Below are 17,548 nucleotides of genomic sequence, written 5' to 3'. Positions count from 1 at the left end.
TCACCTACTACAAATGATCACAGAACTATGTTAGAGTGAACCCAGATCAATTACCTACAAAATATTCTAATGATCGGATTTACAGAAAGGCAGGCAGATCATATTTTATAAAAAAGGTCTCTGAAGTATTGGAAAGTCAGGTTTTTAGATTGACTCCTCCCCATTAGTATCTTCTAAAATTAATATAGTAGGTATATAAATAACCCAATCGGGGCAAATTGTTTAAAAAAAGAATCATAAAGAGGACATACACTTGCACAGTTATTTGGGGTAGCTGAAACTAAATTGTGCTTGTTAACCTTCATCCTCTCTATGTTCTTTTTTGGAGATCAATACTTCCGGGAGAGATCAACGCTATGTTAGAGTAATCTCAGATCAATTCCTTACAGATTTTTTTAATCTTTTTTGGAAATTAGTCTTTAACCTTCAATTAACCATGCACCGGGCGGAACTATTCTGGAGAGTTCATAACAATTTCCGGGGGGCGGTTGTTTCCCCGGTGGGGTATTGGGTAACCAAATTCTGCATGATCCGGGAGGCGGCATATGTCCGGGTGGTATTTTTTTAAAGGATTCACTCCGCACCCTTTGTGACCTCTCCTTCGTTTTATGCACTTCAACACTTCCATATTCTCCCTGAATAAGCAGCATGCCCTGCCCGCACCCTGATAAGGTAATAGCAAGCACAAAAACCAAACCTATTGCCAATATCTTTCGAATTTCCTGATACATATGTATTCCTCTTTAGTGTAAAGTCAGGTTCAATTAAAGACTCTTCTCACCTAACTGGTATCACATGATTGTGTTAGAACATTCGGGATGGATTTACACAAAAGAAAAACCGGCTTTAATTAATTATATAAGACTTTTAGGGGTAAGTGCCTTTTCATGTGTAGTACTAATAAAGTATGACGATCGATCACCTGAATTCCTTATAAAATTAGAAATTAAATTATATGGAACATTGAATACTAACATATGTTTAAGAAAATGAAATTAATGAATAATCAATCAAATATTATGTTTAAGAATAAACTATTAACACTGTCATTTACATTAATTACAAGTTTCACATTATTCTTTGTAGGCTGTGACAATAACTCTGTGACGGACCTTGGCACGGGAACACTTGAGGTTGCCCTTCATGACGCTCCCGCTAATTACGAAGAGGTCAATGTTTTCATCGAGAGAGTTGAAGTCAACAATGGAGTTACTGACGAAGGCTGGATCGAGATCAGCAGCCCACAGCAATCCTATGACCTTTTGGAGCTTACTAACGGAGCCATGGAAGTTCTTGGAACAGAAGAGCTGGAAGCAGGAACCTATGAACAGATCCGCCTCGTTTTAAGCAGTACCGGACATAGTGTGGTTATTGATGGTACCGAACATGATATGTTTGTGCCAAGCGGTGAGCAAACAGGTATTAAATTAAACGTGAATGCCGAAATTCAACCGGATATCACGTATACCTTATTGCTCGATTTTGATGCTGCACGATCCGTTGTTGAACGAGGAACAGGACAATCCGGAGTTGAGTATCTTCTAAAGCCGGTCATTAGTGCTACAAATGAGGCGATAACCGGAAATATTGGTGGGACTGTTGAGCCTGTAGACGCAGAACCATTTATTTACGCTATTGCAGACTCAGATACACTTTCATCAACCAAAGCAGATACCACTGATGGTACCTTTAAGTTGATCGGTCTTGAAGAAGGATCTTACACTATCTCTGTTGATCCAACCAATGACATGTATCAATCTTCAGACACTTCCGGAGTGGAAGTAACTATTGGTCAAACCAATGATATTGGAACCATTACCCTGCCGGAAACTCAGAACTAAGCTTTACATTTCAAACTAAAAAGGCCTGCATCGGTAAGATGCAGGCCTTTTTTATTACCCGTATTTATATTTCATTCTTCGCGTTCTTCTTCTGTTTCTGAATTTTCTACAACTGTACTATCATTTGCAACAGAAGGTATTCCATTTTTCAGTTCTTCAAGCTTTTGACGAGCATTGCTGATCTTTTCTTTCTGATTTTGGATCATTTGTTCCAATTCAGATAATTGCTGCTTAGCTTTTTCGATCTGTTCTTGCTTTGTCTGTTTTTCTTCTTCACTGAGCCCATCTTCATCTAATCTTTCTTCAGCTAGTTCTATATCTGTTTTAGCTCGCTTAGATAATTCTTCGGCATTTTGCAGACTCTGATCTAACCGTTCTACTTCAAGATCAAGTTTTCGGGCCGCTTCGGCTCTTGCCTGACCGAACTCACGTCCTGATAACTCCCCTTTATTCTTTCCGAAGGCATTACCCTGGCCTACTCCATCCGGTTTTCCTCTTTTATCTTTGAGACTATCAGGTTGTTGTCCTTCCTTGCCCTTTCCTTTCTTTGCGCTATCAGAAACCTGGGGCATTTTACCATTACCGGTATTAAGACTGTCGGTGGGGCGATCAGCCTTTTGTTCTACCTTCTCTTTATTATTCTTTTTGTCCTTATTTCCATTGTTGCTGCTCTGAGCTGATACGGAGCTGCTTACTAAAAAAATAAGTGCCGTAACCAAAGTGCTCATCTTTGCTAAACGTTTCATAATTGAAGTGTTTTATAAAGTGTTAGTTATTCAGATTATTCAGTGTGGATTCCAGATCATTCACCTTTTGCTCAACAGAATCACTTGCTGAGGAAAGGTCATTGGTCAATGAATCCGATTCCGTAACTATCTGTATCTCTTCGTTTGTTTCAGTTTGAGGCTGTTCGTTTGAGTTGCTACATCCTGTAAACAGCAAAGTAGCCACGAACATTAGTCCAAATGTTGTCTTCAGCATATTCTCTGGGTTAAATTATGGTTAGTTCATTTTATTAGTAGAACTTCAAGCCCATAATGTTCCTATAAAGAATAAATTTACCTAAGGTGAGTTTTATTTGAGATTCCAAAGAATCATAGGACCCTCATTAATTTTTAATAAATCGAAGTTTAATTCTTTTCCAAACTACTCCAGAGCTGACTCGAATTCATTTAAAAAGTTCATCCGGTCCTGCAATTTATCTGTTCAGGAGACCCTGGATACACCGTTATTGTAAAACCGGGTTACACTTTCTGCTCTCGTTTTAATGGCGATCGCTTCAGCTCTTTTTTTCAGTTTCTGATTCATTTGATTGAAACCTTCTCTGGCTGGAGAACCAATACGGTTCCAGATAAATGGCACCAAAAGACCTCTGAATATCTCTCTTTGACGGAAAACACAGGTTTCCTTCCCCCTTACATGTATTTCAAAAATATGCTCGCCATTAAAAAGTCCGGGCACCCATAATCGCCCACTCCAGCTGATCTTATGCAAATAATCTACTTCGATGACCTTTGGATCAAATTCGAATTGCTCATCGCCCGGTAATGAGATCTGAATATTAAGCTGTTCCCCTTCCTTTATCTTTCCGGAAGCCTGAGTGATAAATGGATTCCATTCTGAATATTGATCTAAATTAATAAGTGTGTTCCATACAATACTGACATCTGCATGAATTACAATTTCTGTCGTTAACTCCTTCATAAACCGAACCTAAATGCTGATTTTCAATGCCCTTTAAACCATATTTTTACTTTTGAAAAATATGGCCTGTTCATACCCTTTGCTAACCTGGCATTATCTTCAGTGGAGCATATGACAATCCCGCCAAAAATTCATACAGAATATTCTAATGATCTGTGATCAAGAGCCAAAAAAAAGCCCATGCATGTTACCATGCACAGGCCTCTACTTCTATATCAACCGGAGGCTAACCGGGTCTTAAGGTCATTAATGGTTTTTCAAGATGTTGAGCCACTATAGCCGTTGTTGAACCTAACAGTACACGAGCAATTCCGGTTCGGCCATGAGTGCTCATTACCACAAGATCGGATTCTTCATTAGCATAATCGGTGATCTCAGAATGGGCTGAAAACCCTTTCTTAACGATGCTTACCACTTTGATACCATCTTTTGTGGCTTCATCCCCTTTAACCAGATAGTCCTCAAAATCTACATCGTTTCTTTTAATACTTAGATTCAGGTCAGGATGTTCATTCAGGTAGTAACTGATGTTTTCGATCAGAGTTTCATACACTGCCTTGTCGTCCTCAATGGTCATTGGCATAACCTCCATACCCAAAGTATATGGCTCAATGATGTGCATCAATACGATCTTTGCACCAAATGTCTTCGCCAGTTCGTAAGCCTCGACCAGCGGTTTCGCAGATTCATCAGAACCATCAACAGGCACCAGTATCTCATGGATCGATTTTTTATCAAATGCTTTATCAATACTTAATACCGGCTTCTCAGCATAACGGATCACTTTTTCGGTCAAACCACTCCTGACGTCATCGGTCTTATGTCCCCCCGTATTAGCCATTATAATGAGGTCATACTGACTCTTGTTGCCTTGTTCAGCTATCACCTGTGCCGGCTTACGGCCTACCAGGTTGATCAACTGTCCACGATGTTCTTTGGGGATGTATTCCTCCGCGAGATCATGCAGTTGTTCACTGGTTTGTTTCATCACTTTGGGATAAATATCCTTTTCCATATCAAAAGGAACTCCCAGGTGCTGCATGCTTTCATCATAATAGCTGATAAGCGGTATTACGTGGATCAGATCGATCGTGCTGCCATACCACTCCACAAACTTAGCAGCCATCTTGATCGCTTCAAGTGAAGCTTCGGAAAAATCAGTTGGTACTAAAATATGTCGAGCTTTCATAGCAACCTCCATGTTGATTATGTGTTATAAAAGCATAACAAAAATCTGTGAAGGTTCAGTGAAGAAGTACCCTTTACTTTTTAAGGTCCGGCTTGATGGTGATCTGCGGCTTATTGAGGTGCTGTATGACCTGTTCAGTCGTGGATCCCAATAACATACGGGACAATCCGGAACGACCGTGGGTACTCATGATAACAAGGTCTGCATTTTCATTGGAGTAATCCACGATCTCATGATGTGCGGCAATGGATTTCAGTACCACAGTATCCATCGCTACAGAAGATTCCTTACCGTTTTCAACCAACACAAGAGTATCTTTATATAGTTCATCCCCATCGAGTACACTGAAGTTATGATCTTCAATATCCTCGAAATAGGATCTGAGCCTGCTTTTTATACCTGCATAAACGGCCTTCTCATCAATACCGAATGTTGTAGGTTCAATTCCGTGAATATCATGACTATACATTTCAATGACATTCAGTAGCTCGATCTTGGCGCCAAATTTTCGGGCCATGTCAAAAGCAAGCGGTATGGCTGCTAACGAATGTTCTGAGAAATCGCAGGGAACTACAATGTTATTGATCTTATCAAAAAACATGGTCTCAGACATGGTCAACACAGGAGTTTTTGATCGCCTTATGACCTTGTCAGTGGCACTCCCATGGAAAAAGTCAGCAAAGTGAGAGCCCCGTGCGCTCATGATCACGAGATCATAGTTCCCTTTTTCAATTTGATTCAGAATGGAATCGGATGGCTTTCGGTCTATTGTGACAATATACTCACCGCGGTTCTCCTTTTTCTTGATGTGCTTGTTAGCAAAGGCACTTAATTCCTTACGCTGATTTTCGATCAGTTTTGGGTATACATCCTTATTCATGTTCAATGGCACACCGATCTTGTCAAAACTGTCTCCCAGGTACTTTGACATTGGAATCACATGCATCAGGTCAACCTCACAATCAAAGGAATCTATAAACAGATCAGCTGATGCCAGGGCAGCGTTCGATTTTTCTGAAAGGTCGGTAGGTATTAAAACTCGCTTAATATTCATTATGACTCCATTATTGATTTCTACATTCTAATTATAAAATAAATCAGAGCAATACAATGTTACAACCCTGGTTTTTTGTTTATTTATCTCTGAGCCGCTCCAGTCCGCCAACCATCAGTATTCCGACCAATATCCCTATCACTCCTCCCCAGGTATTCGGGTGATCGTTTTCTTTTGAACCGATCCAACCCGGTATATAGGGTTCAGATCTGATCATTTTGTTTTTGACCGTTTCGATCTCAACCTGCTTCATTTCATCAAAGGTAGATTCCTCATTTTTGACCTCCCCCAGTCTTTTATATTCAGGCAGATTTACGTTTGGGGGATCATTCTTCAGCTCCTGAACCATGGGATCATCCATATACACCACATCAGACACACTCACTTTTTGCACGTACTCCCTGTGTTGATAGGGCCATATCACATAAAGTGAACCGATCAAAAATCCGATCAGTACCGCTATTGTCTGGGGATGATATTTTGAAAGCAACCAGGAAAGGAAACGGGAGAAGAGGGCCAATCCTACTACAGCTCCGAGTATAAAAGGAAGCAGGCCGATCAGGCCATCCACAGTTTCTACACCACCCAGCATTCCGATCTGTGACAGCAGATAATCATATTTCCGCATGATCAATAAGAGATAAGAACCGGAGATCCCAGGCAATATCATGGCACAGATAGCTATAGCCCCACTCAAAAATACAAAAGCCGGGTGTTCAGGGGTGTCGGCAGGGACCAGTGATACGATCCAGATTCCAAACAGAACCCCGGCGATCAGTGCTAGAATTTCTGCTTTGGTAAATCGTTCAAGAGCTTTAATAAGTATGTAAATGGATCCCAGGATCAGGCCAAAGAAGAGCCCAAACACGATCTCAGGATGCGTAAACATATACACCTGCAGCGGCACTACTTTGGTAAAAAAGCCAAGGGCGGCAAAGATCCCTGCAAATAAAAATACCAGAAACAATAAATGGATCTCACTGAAAGCTTTCTTCCATTTAAAGGTAAAGAAGAGTTTGATGAATCTGCCGTTCACACTTTTTATGGCATTGAGCAAACGCTCATAAATGCCAACGATCAACGCCATGGTTCCGCCGCTTACCCCCGGAACGATGTCGGCAGATCCCATTAAAAAACCTTTCAAGGCTAAATAGGGTGCTTCTTTAAAAGTTGTTGAGTCTTTGGGGCGGTCAATTTTTTGATCAGACAAGCTTATTCTCCCCACCCTTTTTCACCGATCAGCGGTACAAACTTGAAATCGGCCAGTTCTTCCCGTTCAAATTCATTTTCCCCCACCCGGGTAATGCGAAGCATCATTTGTTTTTCATCATCTCCAACCGGAATCACCAGCCGTCCTCCGATATTAAGTTGCTGAACCAGGTCGTCCGGTACTACAGGGGCGCCGGCTGTAACCACAATACCATCATAAGGCGCATAGGTTGACCAACCAAGGGTTCCGTCTCCAACTTTTAGCATGGCATTATAACCAAATTCCTTAAGTGACTCCTTTGCCCGATGATATAATTCCTTATGTCTTTCCACGCTGTAAACATCAGCCCCCATTTCACAAAGAACCATACACTGATATCCCGATCCGGTTCCGATCTCCAGGACCTTGTCTCCCGGCTCAATGGCCAATAATTCAGTTTGAGCGGCTACTGTAAAGGGCTGAGAGATAGTTTGCCCCATCCCTATCGGTAATGCCGTATCGTAGTAGGCTTTTGGATAGAGAGCTGTATCAATAAGCTTATGTCGCGGTATTTTGCCAATAGCAGCCAATACCCGGGGATCCTTGATCCCTTTTTTCTTTAAATGCTCAACCAACTGTTTTCTTGGTCTTACAAATCTTCGATCTTGTTGCAAAATACACCTGTTAATTCACTGTTGACCTGTATGGCAAGTATAGGCATTTGAACAAATAAATGAGGGACGAAAATCTGCTAAATTTTCGGTAAAACACCCTTTTTTATTAACTCCATTTACTCTCTTCTTAACAACATCTTTGAAGCATCCTGCTTCAAAGTACAAGCAACCGGAGGCTGTGCCTCCACTTGCAGGAAGTAAAATAGTTCAGTATATCATTCTAATGCTCACTCGGTTGCCCCCAATGGAAGGCGAAGCCTTCCGGTACTTTACTCCTGAAGCTGAAAGCTTCGGAGATTGTGGGAGATTGCAGTGAAGAGAGTGTGAAGGGATTGAGATTCTAAATCAATAGCTCATCAATTTCTATAAGGCCTTTCTTATCAATATACCACCTTGCACTGCTGTATGGATAATCCTGCGGTCGATAACATAATCCTTCTTTGACCGGGTTAAAGTGGATGTAGTTCATTTTTTGGGTAAAGAACTTTTTAGTTCTGACTTCCATTGGGTGATTATTATGCTGCCAGAACTGAAAGTTTTCATTGTTCCTGTTGTACTTACCGGCATTCCTGAACATCCAAAGCATCCATTTCCTTCTGCTTTCTTTCCTGTTGTTATGTAAGTCATCCAGTATGGTTTTTGCTGTATGTCGTTTCATATCCCTTAGAATTCCCGATAAACTTGCCCCTTCTTCAGCACTAATTATTAAATGAATGTGATTGGTCATTAAGCACCATCCATGGATTTTAAGCCCCTTATTCTTCTGACAATACCTTAAGCTGTCTATCACCACTTCTTTATAGATTGGCCTTACAAATACATCGATCCAATCAACAACCGAATAAGTAATGAAATGAGCTTGATGCTGATTATATATTTTGTACCCTCCCATGGTTTTAATTTAGAATTTTACATATTCCTGTCAAGGATCTTTTTACCTGTATCAACCTTAATCCCAAACAAAACCAATATTGATTGGATCTTTGAAGCATCCTGCTTCAAAGCACAAGCAACCGGAGGCTGTACCTCCACATACCTGTAATTAATCGTCGCAGGTGTTGTAAGTAATCCAAGGTAAGCTACTAGTCCTGAGTGAAGGCGGAGCCTTCTGTTACTAAACTCCTGAAGCTGAAAGCTTCGGAGATTAACAGTTTAACAAATTAGACTATCTTTGAAATGAATTTTTTTATGATACGCAGCTTCTTATTTTCAGGTCATAAATTTCCATTCAAAATATCCTATGATACTTGCACTGATAGATAATCTAACATGGGGAATTGACCCCGAGATCTTTTCATTAGGGCCAATTGCTCCGCGCTGGTATGGTCTGTTATTTGCCGGTGCCTTCGTTTCCGGATATATGTTTGGCGTAAGGTTGTGGAAAGATGCCGGACGCAAAGTTGAAGAGATGGAAAGTATTCTCACATGGATCCTTGTGGGAACTGTGATAGGTGCCCGCCTGGGCCACGTGATCTTTTATGACCCATCTTATTACCTCCGCAATCTGGATCAGGTTCTTGCCGTATGGAATGGCGGGCTGGCCAGCCATGGCGCAGCCATTGGTATTGTTTTAGCCATGTATTATCTGGCCAAAAAAACACCGAAAATGAGCTTTTGGTGGCTGGCCGACCGGGTTGTTATTCCAACAGCTATTGGCGGTGCCTTCATCAGAACCGGAAACTTCTTCAATTCTGAGATATACGGACATGAGACCGATCTGCCCTGGGGGGTCATCTTTACAAACCTTCCGGGACCTCTGGGAATGGTACCCCGCCACCCAACCATGCTGTATGAAGCCGTTCTTTGCCTTGCTGTTTTTGCCGTGCTTTGGTGGATCTATAAAAAATATAAAAATGCACCCCCTGAAGGTTCATTATTCGGAACATTCCTGATATTGCTATTCTCAGGCAGGTTTTTCCTGGAATACACTAAGATCCCGCAAGCTAATTTTGCTGCAGACTGGGCATTTAATATGGGGCAATTACTAAGTATCCCTCTGATCCTGATAGGTATATATATACTTATCAAAGTTGTGGACTGGAAAAAACAGCCGGCTCAGCCTGAAAACTAATTTTCACTATTCTATCTTCATTAAAAAAGCCTCTTGGATCAAGAGGCTTTTTATTTTAAATGATATGTAGAGGTATCTGATCTTAGAAATCTAAGCTCATCGTCATAACGATACCATGATCCTTAAATTCGGCTCCATCATTGACAGGCAGCAGGTAGTTAATTCTGTATCGGGTTTGTGCGGTTGGATCACCGGTATAACCAATAAGAATACGATCCTGATCGATCCCGGCTCCCAACAGGTCAGATTGGAGGGTTTCATACCTTGCTAAAACGGTGGAATTGTGGTCGATCTTGTAACCTCCGGTTAGATGGAACCCAAAAACATTATCAGATTCAGGGAACCCGGTGTATTCGAGGTCTGCCCCTAACACTTCCGTTGCCAATATCAGGCTTTCACTCTCATACCTAAGGTCTGCACCATAAGTGACCCGGTCTCCATCAATATTAGGTAAGACTCCACCTGCGATCGAACTGTTGCTCAACTCGCCATATGAGAAATTCAGGCCACCATCTAAAACACCATTTTCATCAAGCTCTGTTATATATCCCAGACGGCCTACGTAATAAAAATTGTTATCATTGTTTCTGGCCAGCCCATTTCCATTGAACATTCCCAAACTGTAATTTACATTTTCACTCAGGTCTCCTGTAAAACGAATACCAAAATCCCGTTCCTGCGTCAGTGCAACTACAGCAAATGTTCTTCTGTAGAAATCTATGTTTTGAGGTCCTGTCAAAAACTCCTTACTAAAACCGGGTTTCTGAGCACCTATTATTACCTGATGATCCTCATTCAACATGTACCCAATTTCTGCATCCAAAAGAGTAAATTGGTCAGCCACGTCAACATAAAGTTTATAGCTGAACCCGCCGTCCAGTTTACCATTTAATTTGAAACGGGCCTGTGGCACATTGAAACCTCTGGTTCCCGCAGCAGCATCCTTATCAAAGGCAAAATCTCCCTGCACTAGGATCATGGTACTCAGGTTAAATGTCTCTCCTTTTAGCTTATCTCTAAGCTCTTCAATACGATCTGTATTATCTGAATTGCTTTGAGCTGTTACTTCTGTGGATATTAAACCGGTTATTACCAGCATAAAACCCAAAAATCCGTATCTGATGATCTTCATTACTATGACTTTTATATACTATTTAAAATTAATGTTTAACTAAAAATGCGTAAGTAAATATAACATCTATGTGAACATGCTATGAATCTACCTTGATCATTTAAACTCCTTATCGACAGATCTTCTTTTCACTTAAGACAATTAAGAATCCCACTCAAAACAAGTATCTCAACAGGTGTTTTATAGCAGTTTAAGGATGCTTTGATGATCACAAAACTTACCATTAATTACCATTTACTGACTTAGTTCTATTATCACCCTCAAATAATAGAATAAATAACTTAAGCTCTTATTTAATTCCCTTCTAAATTAACAATAATGTTAGGTGATCAAGTTAAGAGCTCATATATTTTTCAAAACTTTTATTCCTCTGCATGACTTATCGATCGATACTTAATAATATCAAGGGAATGTCAGGAGAACACCGGGCTGAGGTATTCCTCACCCTGATCTGTACCCTCACACTTGGTATAGGTTTTTTTGGATCCTTATTTGGTCTGTTTTCTGCTGATACAGCTCGCTATTTTTATATAGCTGCATACCTGTCAGGCGGTTACTTTGGGCTGATTGAAAGTATCCAGTTTTTGATGAAAGGTAAGTTCAATGTGGATGTACTGATGGTATTGGCTGCTATCGGTGCAGCTATTATCGATTATTGGCTGGAAGGTGCCATGCTTCTCTTTCTGTTCTCACTCAGTAATACCTTACAGCATTTTGCACTGGGACGAAGCCGTAACGCTATCCGGGCCCTAATGAAGTTACGGCCATCAGAAGCATTGGTCAGAAGTGCAGATGGCACCGAACAAAAAGTACTGGTCGAAGACCTAAAGATCGGCGACATCATTGTAGTAAAACCCGGCGAACGAATTCCTATCGATGGCACTATTAGATCAGGAAAAGGGACTGTTGACCAATCTGCAATTACCGGTGAAAGTGCCCCCGTATTTAAAGAAGAAGGGTCTGAGGTGTTTGCAGCTACATTCAATGAAAACGGTATTCTTGAAATACAGGTGACCCGGCTTGCTGGAGATACCACCTTGGCCAAGATCATTAAAATGGTAGAGCAAGCTCAAAATAAGAAAGCAGAGACACAAAGATTTCTTGACCAGTTTGAATCAAATTATGCCATCAGTGTCATACTCTTTACCATTGCATTGATCATCATTCCCCATTACGTGTTTGATCAACCTTTTGATCCCGTTTTTTATCGAGCCATGACCATTCTGGTGGTTGCCTCACCTTGTGCACTGATCATTTCTACTCCGGCAAGTATTCTATCTGCCATTGCAAATGCAGCACGTTCAGGTATACTATTCAAGGGGGGAGCATACCTGGAACAAGCCGCTAAAATTCAGGCTATTGCCTTTGATAAAACAGGGACTCTGACAAAAGGCAAACCGGCAGTAACCGACATCATTCCTATTTCAGGAACTGAAAATGAATTACTTAGACTTGCAGCATCAGCTGAAGAGCATTCTGAACATCACCTTGCTGAAGCTATTGTCAATGAAGCAAAGAACAGGGAGATTAGCCTGACCAGAGCAGAAGGTGTGCAAGCGATCATAGGTAAGGGTATTTCAGCTAGAGTAAATGGCACTTTATTAAAGCTAGGAAATCGATATTTATTTGAAGACACTTTACCTGATCTTCCGAAAGACTTTCAGAGCCGTGTCGAAACTTTAAGAGACCAGGGGAAAACAGTGATCTATGTAGCAACGGATGGTGTAATGGTCGGTGCCATTGCTTTGGCAGATGAAATCAGAGAACAGGCTTATTCTACCTTAGTTCAGCTTGCTGAAATGGGTATTGATGATATCACCATACTTACCGGAGACTCACAGAATGTAGCACAAAACGTAGCTGAGCAGCTAAATATCTCGAAATTTTATGCCGGGCTGCTACCAGACCAAAAGGTGGAACTCATCCAAAAGTTAACTCAAGAAAAAGTGGTTGCCATGGTCGGCGATGGGGTCAATGATGCACCTGCACTTGCTGCCAGTCATTTGGGGATAGCTATGGGCGCGGCCGGTACCGATGTTGCTTTAGAAACAGCCGATGTCGTCCTGATGTCAGATGACCTTACCAAACTCCCATATATGATTCGTTTAGCAAGGCGTTCGAAAACAGTCGTGTGGCAAAACATTGTTTTCAGTTTAGCAGTTATTGCCATGCTGGTAAGCTCCGTTTTTCTGTTCGATTTACCCATTACACTTGGCGTAATTGGTCATGAGGGAAGTACTCTCTTAGTGGTTTTGAATGGCCTTAGATTACTAAAGAATTCATAAATATTCCCTGCATGCCTCGAAAAACCTATTCCTTTATTGTAAATACTAAGTCAGGTGGTGTACACTATTTAGTTAGTGTATAAATATCATAATTTTTATCATCGTGGCGCACTTGAAAAACACTTATCTACATGTTCCCGGACTTATTAACTACTCCTATTATACAGGTTTTTTTATATGCGCTTCTAACAGCAATAACAACCGGTCTCGGAGCTGTCCCCTTCTTTTTCATTAAGGATATTTCTCCATCCCTTTTAGGTAAGTCAAACGCTGCCGCTTCCGGGCTGATGCTTGCAGCAAGTTTCAGCCTGATCATGGAAGGTTACAAGGTCAGTGAGTGGATGACCATTGGTGGTATGGCAGCCGGCGTCATTCTTGTGGTGGTTGCTCACAAATGGATGGAAAACCGCGGTGAAGTTGATGTCGAAGATCTGATTGGCGGAAAACGCAAGCGAATGCTTATGTTTCTTGGGATCATGACGGTTCATTCATTTGCTGAGGGAATTAGTGTGGGTGTTTCGTTTGCCAGCACTATGGAGTTTGGGATCTTTATAGCCATTGCTATTGCCATTCACAATATTCCGGAAGGTCTTGCGATCAGCCTGGTAATGGTTCCAAAGGGCACATCCCCCCTTAAAGCTGTTTGGTGGAGTATTTTTTCCAGTTTACCACAACCATTGATGGCTATACCTGCCTTCCTTTTCGTTGAAATTTTCAGACAATACCTGCCATTTGGACTTGGACTCGCTGCCGGTGCCATGATCTGGATGGTCTTTGCTGATCTGATCCCTGAAGCACTTGAGAAATGTGAGGCCAAAAAAGTTGGGCTTTGGGTCACAATAGCCGTACTTGCGATGAGTGCATTCCAGGTTTTATTGGGGCAGTAAAGGAACTCTTACGTCAACAAGGCATTGGTTTGATTTTTTTACGAAAAAAATATTTGGGGAAACAACACGTTAAGACCACAACGATCATGCATTCAACTTTCTGAAAAAATAGAGCCCTGATTTTAGCTTTTTTTGCAAAGCTTAATAGCCACCTTTTTTATATTTGCAGAAATATTAAAACTCTCCATCTACAGATCATTGACTAATAAATATAAACTACTTCGGCAGCTGTTTTTTCTATTTCTATTCTTGATTCCTTCTTTAGCTTTAGCTCAAGAAAATAACCAAAGATCCAGGCAGACCATCAATGTCTATCTTGATTGTAGGGGCTGCAGCAGTAGTTTCATAAGGTCTGAGATCAATTATGTAAATTTTGTGAGGGATCAGGAAGTAGCTGAGGTTCACCTACTGGTAACCCTACAGCAGACAGGCAGCGGTGGTTGGGAACACACACTCGATTTTATGGCCCCCGGTCATTCTCCGGATGAGGATCATACCATCGTATTCATAAGCCCGCAATCTGACACAAATGATATGATGAGGAACCGACTGGTAGATCATGTTGAGCTAGGTCTGATCCACTTTCTCAGGGATAGGGCTGTATTTTCTGACCTGAAGGTGGATTTTACCGGAACCATCTCTGAAGAAGATGAGGAACTTGAGATCAATGACCCCTGGAATAGCTGGACCTTTGAGGTGGGGCTTAGTACCCGTTTCAGCGGGGAACAATCAAGAGGTAACTTTTGGTTGGGAGGTAATTTCGATGCTCGGCGTATCACAAACGACTGGAAGATCGATTTTTCATATCGGCAGAATTATGACCGCCGTACCTTCAAGAATGAAGAAGAGGATGGCACTACAACCACCGATATCTTTATTACAGAAAATCAAAATTTCACAGGATTGATCGCAAAGAGTCTTGGAGATCACTGGACCGTTGGCGGATATACCCGCGTCAGATCCTCCACTCAAAACAATATTGATCTAAGTATAGGAGCCACTCCATCTATCGAGTACAGCCTGTTCCCTTACAGAGAATTCAATCAACGGGAGATCACTCTGAGATATGGAATACTTGGTTCCCATTATAACTACACAGAAACAACCATTCTGAACGTAGATAAAGAATTCCTCTGGAGAAATGAATTGACCTTTCGGGCCGACTTCACCCAACCCTGGGGTGGCGTTTATGGCTGGGCTGATGCCGGTGCCTATATGCACGACCTGAGCAAAAATCGTTTGAATATGGGATTCAGGGTAAATATGCGAATTGTTAAGGGATTATCAGTATTCTTTTCAGGCCGATACTCTCTTATAAATGATCAGATTAGCCTGGCTGCCGGTGAATTGACTGAGGAAGAACGATTATTGAACCTTAAACAACAGGCTACCTCCTATAACTATGGAGGTTCTATTGGGTTTGAATTCAACTTTGGGTCTATCTATAATAATGTGGTTAATCCAAGATTTTGATAGACAGAATTAAAGTGGCTACCTTGGCTCATGCCTCGATATAAAACCTACAGCCGATCTACGATTACCATCTCCGGTTTAGAGATACAAGTTCACCGTAAGAATGTGAAGAACTTGAATCTCAGGGTTTATCCTTCTAAAAAGGAAGTAAAGGTATCGGTTCCTAAAAGGGCCCCTGAATCTGCTGTTCATAAATTTATCGTAAGTCGGATTTCATGGATCAGAAAACACCTGAACCGGGTTCCTGATCAACGAAGCATAACCAGACCAAATTTTGAAACCGGTGAAACCGTTCATATTTGGGGTAAGGCCCACTCCCTGCAACTCATATTCAAAGAAGAGGCCCCAAAAATATACCTGAAAGAGGAACGGAAACTGATGCTTCAAATCAGGCCAGGTACTGAGCAATCCAAGAGAGAACAGGTTTTCAACGAATGGCTCCGTGTTAAAATGAAAGAAATGATCCCAAAACTGATCGCAAAATGGGAACCTGTGATGGGGGTTAAGGTGAACGAATTTGGGGTTAAGCGCATGAAAACACGTTGGGGAACTTGTAATATTCGGGATCAACGCATTTGGTTGAATCTTGAACTGGCTAAGAAACGCCCTGAATTTTTGGAATATGTAGTGGTCCACGAAATGGTACACCTTCTGGAAAGATTACACAACGATCGGTTTTATGCTTATATGACCCGGTTCTATCCAAAATGGCCCTCACTGAGAAAAGAATTAAAGGGTGATCATCCGCTTCAGGATTGCTGATCATTTTTCCCGAAGGTTTATTGCACAACCGGCATCTAATTAAACGAACAAATAATTAGTTGCGGAGAGCACCATGAAAAACATTATTAAATTTTCCGTTTTATCAGCTTTATTGATCGGCCTGACTATTGACGTCTCAGCCCAACAGCAAAACAGAAGAATGCAAGATCAGGCTAAAGGGGATTGTCAGGGACAAATGATGAATCGCGCTGACAGACAAGGTCAAAATCAACAACGAATGATGACCCAGCTGAACCTGACTGATGAACAAAGAGTCAAGGTCGAAGAAATTCACCTGAATGGGCAAAAAGGAATGATACCTCTCAGAAATAACATTCAGGAAAAAAATGCCCAATTGCGTACATTAAGAACCTCTGCCGATTATGATGAGGCTGCAGTGAATGCACTAATTGAAGAAATAGGTGAATTGAGAACAGCGATGATGGCTATGAGAACAGGGCATCAGCAGCAGATCCGTGAAATACTGACTGAGGAACAACGCATAAAGTTTGATACCATGCAGCAAATGCGCGGTCCTAAACAACAAGGTCAGCGAATGAATAAAAATAACAGAAGAGGACGATCATTCTAACAGTTTTCCTGAAATGCAGGGTTTTAATACCCTGCATTTCTTTAATACTTTTCGGTTCTTATAATGCCACTGATAAAAATTCAAACAACTTATAAAGCCACCGAAAGAATCGAAGAATCGGCTCTTATAGAACAACTCAGTCAGGGAAGTGAATCAGCTTTTCGGACATTGGTAAATGATCATAAAGATCGTGTATATAATACGTGTATGGGATTTTTACGAAACCCTCACGATGCAGAAGATATTTCACAAGAAGTTTTTATTGAAGTCTTTGATTCAATAAGTGATTTCCGGGAAGACTCCTCACTTTCCACCTGGATCTATCGAATAGCTGTCACTAAATCACTGGAGTTGATACGGTACCGAAAACGAAAAAAACGATCGGGATTTTTTAAGGCATTGAATGCCATGTTCAACGAGCCGGATGAAAATGTGGATGAAACAGAATCCATGCACCCCGGGGTTGAACTTGAAAATAAAGAACGGGCCAGGGTCCTGTTTGCGGAAATTGATAAGTTGACTGAAAAACAAAAAGTAGCCTTCACTCTTCAAAAGGTTGAGGGACTGAGTTATCAGGAAGTAGCTGATGTTATGAAGATCAGTCTCCCTGCCGTTGAATCCTTGATCCATAGGGCCAAGGAAAACCTGAAGAAACAACTTCATTCCTACTATCATCAAAATGAAATAGATTGATC

Annotated in this window: 17 protein-coding genes; 8 read left to right on the top strand and 9 right to left on the bottom strand. The window is 41.3% G+C overall.

Annotation, left to right across the window (positions count from 1 at the left end):
* Positions 1 to 1,019 precede the first annotated feature (1,019 nt).
* Positions 1,020 to 1,841, top strand: coding sequence for a DUF4382 domain-containing protein (locus tag AC13FX_RS09280; protein ID WP_482880290.1), 822 nt, complete (start codon positions 1,020 to 1,022; stop codon positions 1,839 to 1,841).
* A gap of 71 nt (positions 1,842 to 1,912) precedes the next feature.
* Here the strand turns inward: AC13FX_RS09280 and AC13FX_RS09275 are convergent, their stop codons facing one another.
* From AC13FX_RS09275 to AC13FX_RS09240, 8 genes are all read right to left on the bottom strand, one after another.
* Positions 1,913 to 2,587, bottom strand: a complete 675-nt coding sequence (locus AC13FX_RS09275) for a hypothetical protein (RefSeq protein WP_482880289.1) — start codon at positions 2,585 to 2,587, stop codon at positions 1,913 to 1,915.
* A gap of 22 nt (positions 2,588 to 2,609) precedes the next feature.
* A complete protein-coding gene (locus AC13FX_RS09270; RefSeq protein ID WP_482880288.1) occupies positions 2,610 to 2,822 on the bottom strand; it encodes a hypothetical protein in 213 nt (70 codons plus the stop codon).
* A gap of 225 nt (positions 2,823 to 3,047) precedes the next feature.
* On the bottom strand, positions 3,048 to 3,545 hold the full coding sequence (locus tag AC13FX_RS09265; protein ID WP_482880287.1) for an SRPBCC family protein: 498 nt from the start codon (positions 3,543 to 3,545) through the stop codon (positions 3,048 to 3,050).
* A gap of 226 nt (positions 3,546 to 3,771) precedes the next feature.
* Positions 3,772 to 4,734 (bottom strand): universal stress protein, encoded by a 963-nt coding sequence (locus tag AC13FX_RS09260; protein WP_482880286.1) that lies wholly within the window; start codon positions 4,732 to 4,734, stop codon positions 3,772 to 3,774.
* A 73-nt stretch (positions 4,735 to 4,807) separates the two neighbouring features.
* Positions 4,808 to 5,788, bottom strand: coding sequence for a universal stress protein (locus AC13FX_RS09255; RefSeq protein WP_482880285.1), 981 nt, complete (start codon positions 5,786 to 5,788; stop codon positions 4,808 to 4,810).
* Between the two features lie 79 nt (positions 5,789 to 5,867).
* Positions 5,868 to 6,998, bottom strand: coding sequence for a DUF368 domain-containing protein (locus AC13FX_RS09250; RefSeq protein WP_482880284.1), 1,131 nt, complete (start codon positions 6,996 to 6,998; stop codon positions 5,868 to 5,870).
* 2 nt (positions 6,999 to 7,000) lie between these two features.
* On the bottom strand, positions 7,001 to 7,651 hold the full coding sequence (locus AC13FX_RS09245; RefSeq protein ID WP_482880283.1) for a protein-L-isoaspartate(D-aspartate) O-methyltransferase: 651 nt from the start codon (positions 7,649 to 7,651) through the stop codon (positions 7,001 to 7,003).
* Between the two features lie 340 nt (positions 7,652 to 7,991).
* Positions 7,992 to 8,543: an REP-associated tyrosine transposase gene (locus AC13FX_RS09240; RefSeq protein ID WP_482880282.1), complete on the bottom strand. Its 552-nt coding sequence runs from the start codon at positions 8,541 to 8,543 to the stop codon at positions 7,992 to 7,994.
* 348 nt (positions 8,544 to 8,891) lie between these two features.
* Between AC13FX_RS09240 and lgt the strand changes: the two genes are divergently transcribed.
* On the top strand, positions 8,892 to 9,722 hold the full coding sequence (gene lgt / locus AC13FX_RS09235; RefSeq protein ID WP_482880281.1) for a prolipoprotein diacylglyceryl transferase: 831 nt from the start codon (positions 8,892 to 8,894) through the stop codon (positions 9,720 to 9,722).
* Positions 9,723 to 9,804: 82 nt separating this feature from the next.
* Here the strand turns inward: lgt and AC13FX_RS09230 are convergent, their stop codons facing one another.
* Positions 9,805 to 10,854, bottom strand: a complete 1,050-nt coding sequence (locus AC13FX_RS09230) for a porin (RefSeq protein ID WP_482880280.1) — start codon at positions 10,852 to 10,854, stop codon at positions 9,805 to 9,807.
* A 410-nt stretch (positions 10,855 to 11,264) separates the two neighbouring features.
* Between AC13FX_RS09230 and AC13FX_RS09225 the strand changes: the two genes are divergently transcribed.
* From AC13FX_RS09225 to AC13FX_RS09200, 6 genes are all read left to right on the top strand, one after another.
* Entirely contained in the window at positions 11,265 to 13,139 is a 1,875-nt protein-coding gene (locus AC13FX_RS09225) for a heavy metal translocating P-type ATPase (protein ID WP_482880279.1), read from the top strand.
* A 131-nt stretch (positions 13,140 to 13,270) separates the two neighbouring features.
* Entirely contained in the window at positions 13,271 to 14,026 is a 756-nt protein-coding gene (locus tag AC13FX_RS09220) for a ZIP family metal transporter (RefSeq protein ID WP_482880278.1), read from the top strand.
* Between the two features lie 375 nt (positions 14,027 to 14,401).
* Positions 14,402 to 15,499: a hypothetical protein gene (locus AC13FX_RS09215; protein ID WP_482880277.1), complete on the top strand. Its 1,098-nt coding sequence runs from the start codon at positions 14,402 to 14,404 to the stop codon at positions 15,497 to 15,499.
* Between the two features lie 30 nt (positions 15,500 to 15,529).
* Positions 15,530 to 16,261, top strand: coding sequence for a M48 family metallopeptidase (locus tag AC13FX_RS09210; RefSeq protein WP_482880276.1), 732 nt, complete (start codon positions 15,530 to 15,532; stop codon positions 16,259 to 16,261).
* Between the two features lie 73 nt (positions 16,262 to 16,334).
* Positions 16,335 to 16,853 (top strand): Spy/CpxP family protein refolding chaperone, encoded by a 519-nt coding sequence (locus tag AC13FX_RS09205; protein WP_482880275.1) that lies wholly within the window; start codon positions 16,335 to 16,337, stop codon positions 16,851 to 16,853.
* A gap of 63 nt (positions 16,854 to 16,916) precedes the next feature.
* Complete coding sequence (locus AC13FX_RS09200) at positions 16,917 to 17,546, top strand: RNA polymerase sigma factor (RefSeq protein ID WP_482880274.1); 630 nt, start codon at positions 16,917 to 16,919, stop codon at positions 17,544 to 17,546.
* Positions 17,547 to 17,548: the final 2 nt, after the last annotated feature.

This window comes from Gracilimonas sp. B-17 (assembly GCF_056857935.1).
The sequence above is the reverse complement of the archived record's forward strand: the minus strand, read 5'-3'. Positions and strand labels throughout refer to the sequence as shown.

Bases quoted from the DNA above. Each gene is read 5' to 3' on its own strand.
- AC13FX_RS09210 (WP_482880276.1), top strand. From the start codon at position 15,530: ATGCCTCGATATAAAACCTACAGCCGATCTACGATTACCATCTCCGGT.
- AC13FX_RS09260 (WP_482880286.1), bottom strand. From the start codon at position 4,734: ATGAAAGCTCGACATATTTTAGTACCAACTGATTTTTCCGAAGCTTCA.
- AC13FX_RS09200 (WP_482880274.1), top strand. From the start codon at position 16,917: ATGCCACTGATAAAAATTCAAACAACTTATAAAGCCACCGAAAGAATC.
- AC13FX_RS09220 (WP_482880278.1), top strand. From the start codon at position 13,271: ATGTTCCCGGACTTATTAACTACTCCTATTATACAGGTTTTTTTATAT.
- lgt (WP_482880281.1), top strand. From the start codon at position 8,892: ATGATACTTGCACTGATAGATAATCTAACATGGGGAATTGACCCCGAG.
- AC13FX_RS09275 (WP_482880289.1), bottom strand. From the start codon at position 2,587: ATGAAACGTTTAGCAAAGATGAGCACTTTGGTTACGGCACTTATTTTT.
- AC13FX_RS09230 (WP_482880280.1), bottom strand. From the start codon at position 10,854: ATGAAGATCATCAGATACGGATTTTTGGGTTTTATGCTGGTAATAACC.
- AC13FX_RS09270 (WP_482880288.1), bottom strand. From the start codon at position 2,822: ATGCTGAAGACAACATTTGGACTAATGTTCGTGGCTACTTTGCTGTTT.
- AC13FX_RS09280 (WP_482880290.1), top strand. From the start codon at position 1,020: ATGTTTAAGAATAAACTATTAACACTGTCATTTACATTAATTACAAGT.
- AC13FX_RS09265 (WP_482880287.1), bottom strand. From the start codon at position 3,545: ATGAAGGAGTTAACGACAGAAATTGTAATTCATGCAGATGTCAGTATT.
- AC13FX_RS09240 (WP_482880282.1), bottom strand. From the start codon at position 8,543: ATGGGAGGGTACAAAATATATAATCAGCATCAAGCTCATTTCATTACT.
- AC13FX_RS09225 (WP_482880279.1), top strand. From the start codon at position 11,265: ATGTCAGGAGAACACCGGGCTGAGGTATTCCTCACCCTGATCTGTACC.
- AC13FX_RS09205 (WP_482880275.1), top strand. From the start codon at position 16,335: ATGAAAAACATTATTAAATTTTCCGTTTTATCAGCTTTATTGATCGGC.
- AC13FX_RS09255 (WP_482880285.1), bottom strand. From the start codon at position 5,788: ATGAATATTAAGCGAGTTTTAATACCTACCGACCTTTCAGAAAAATCG.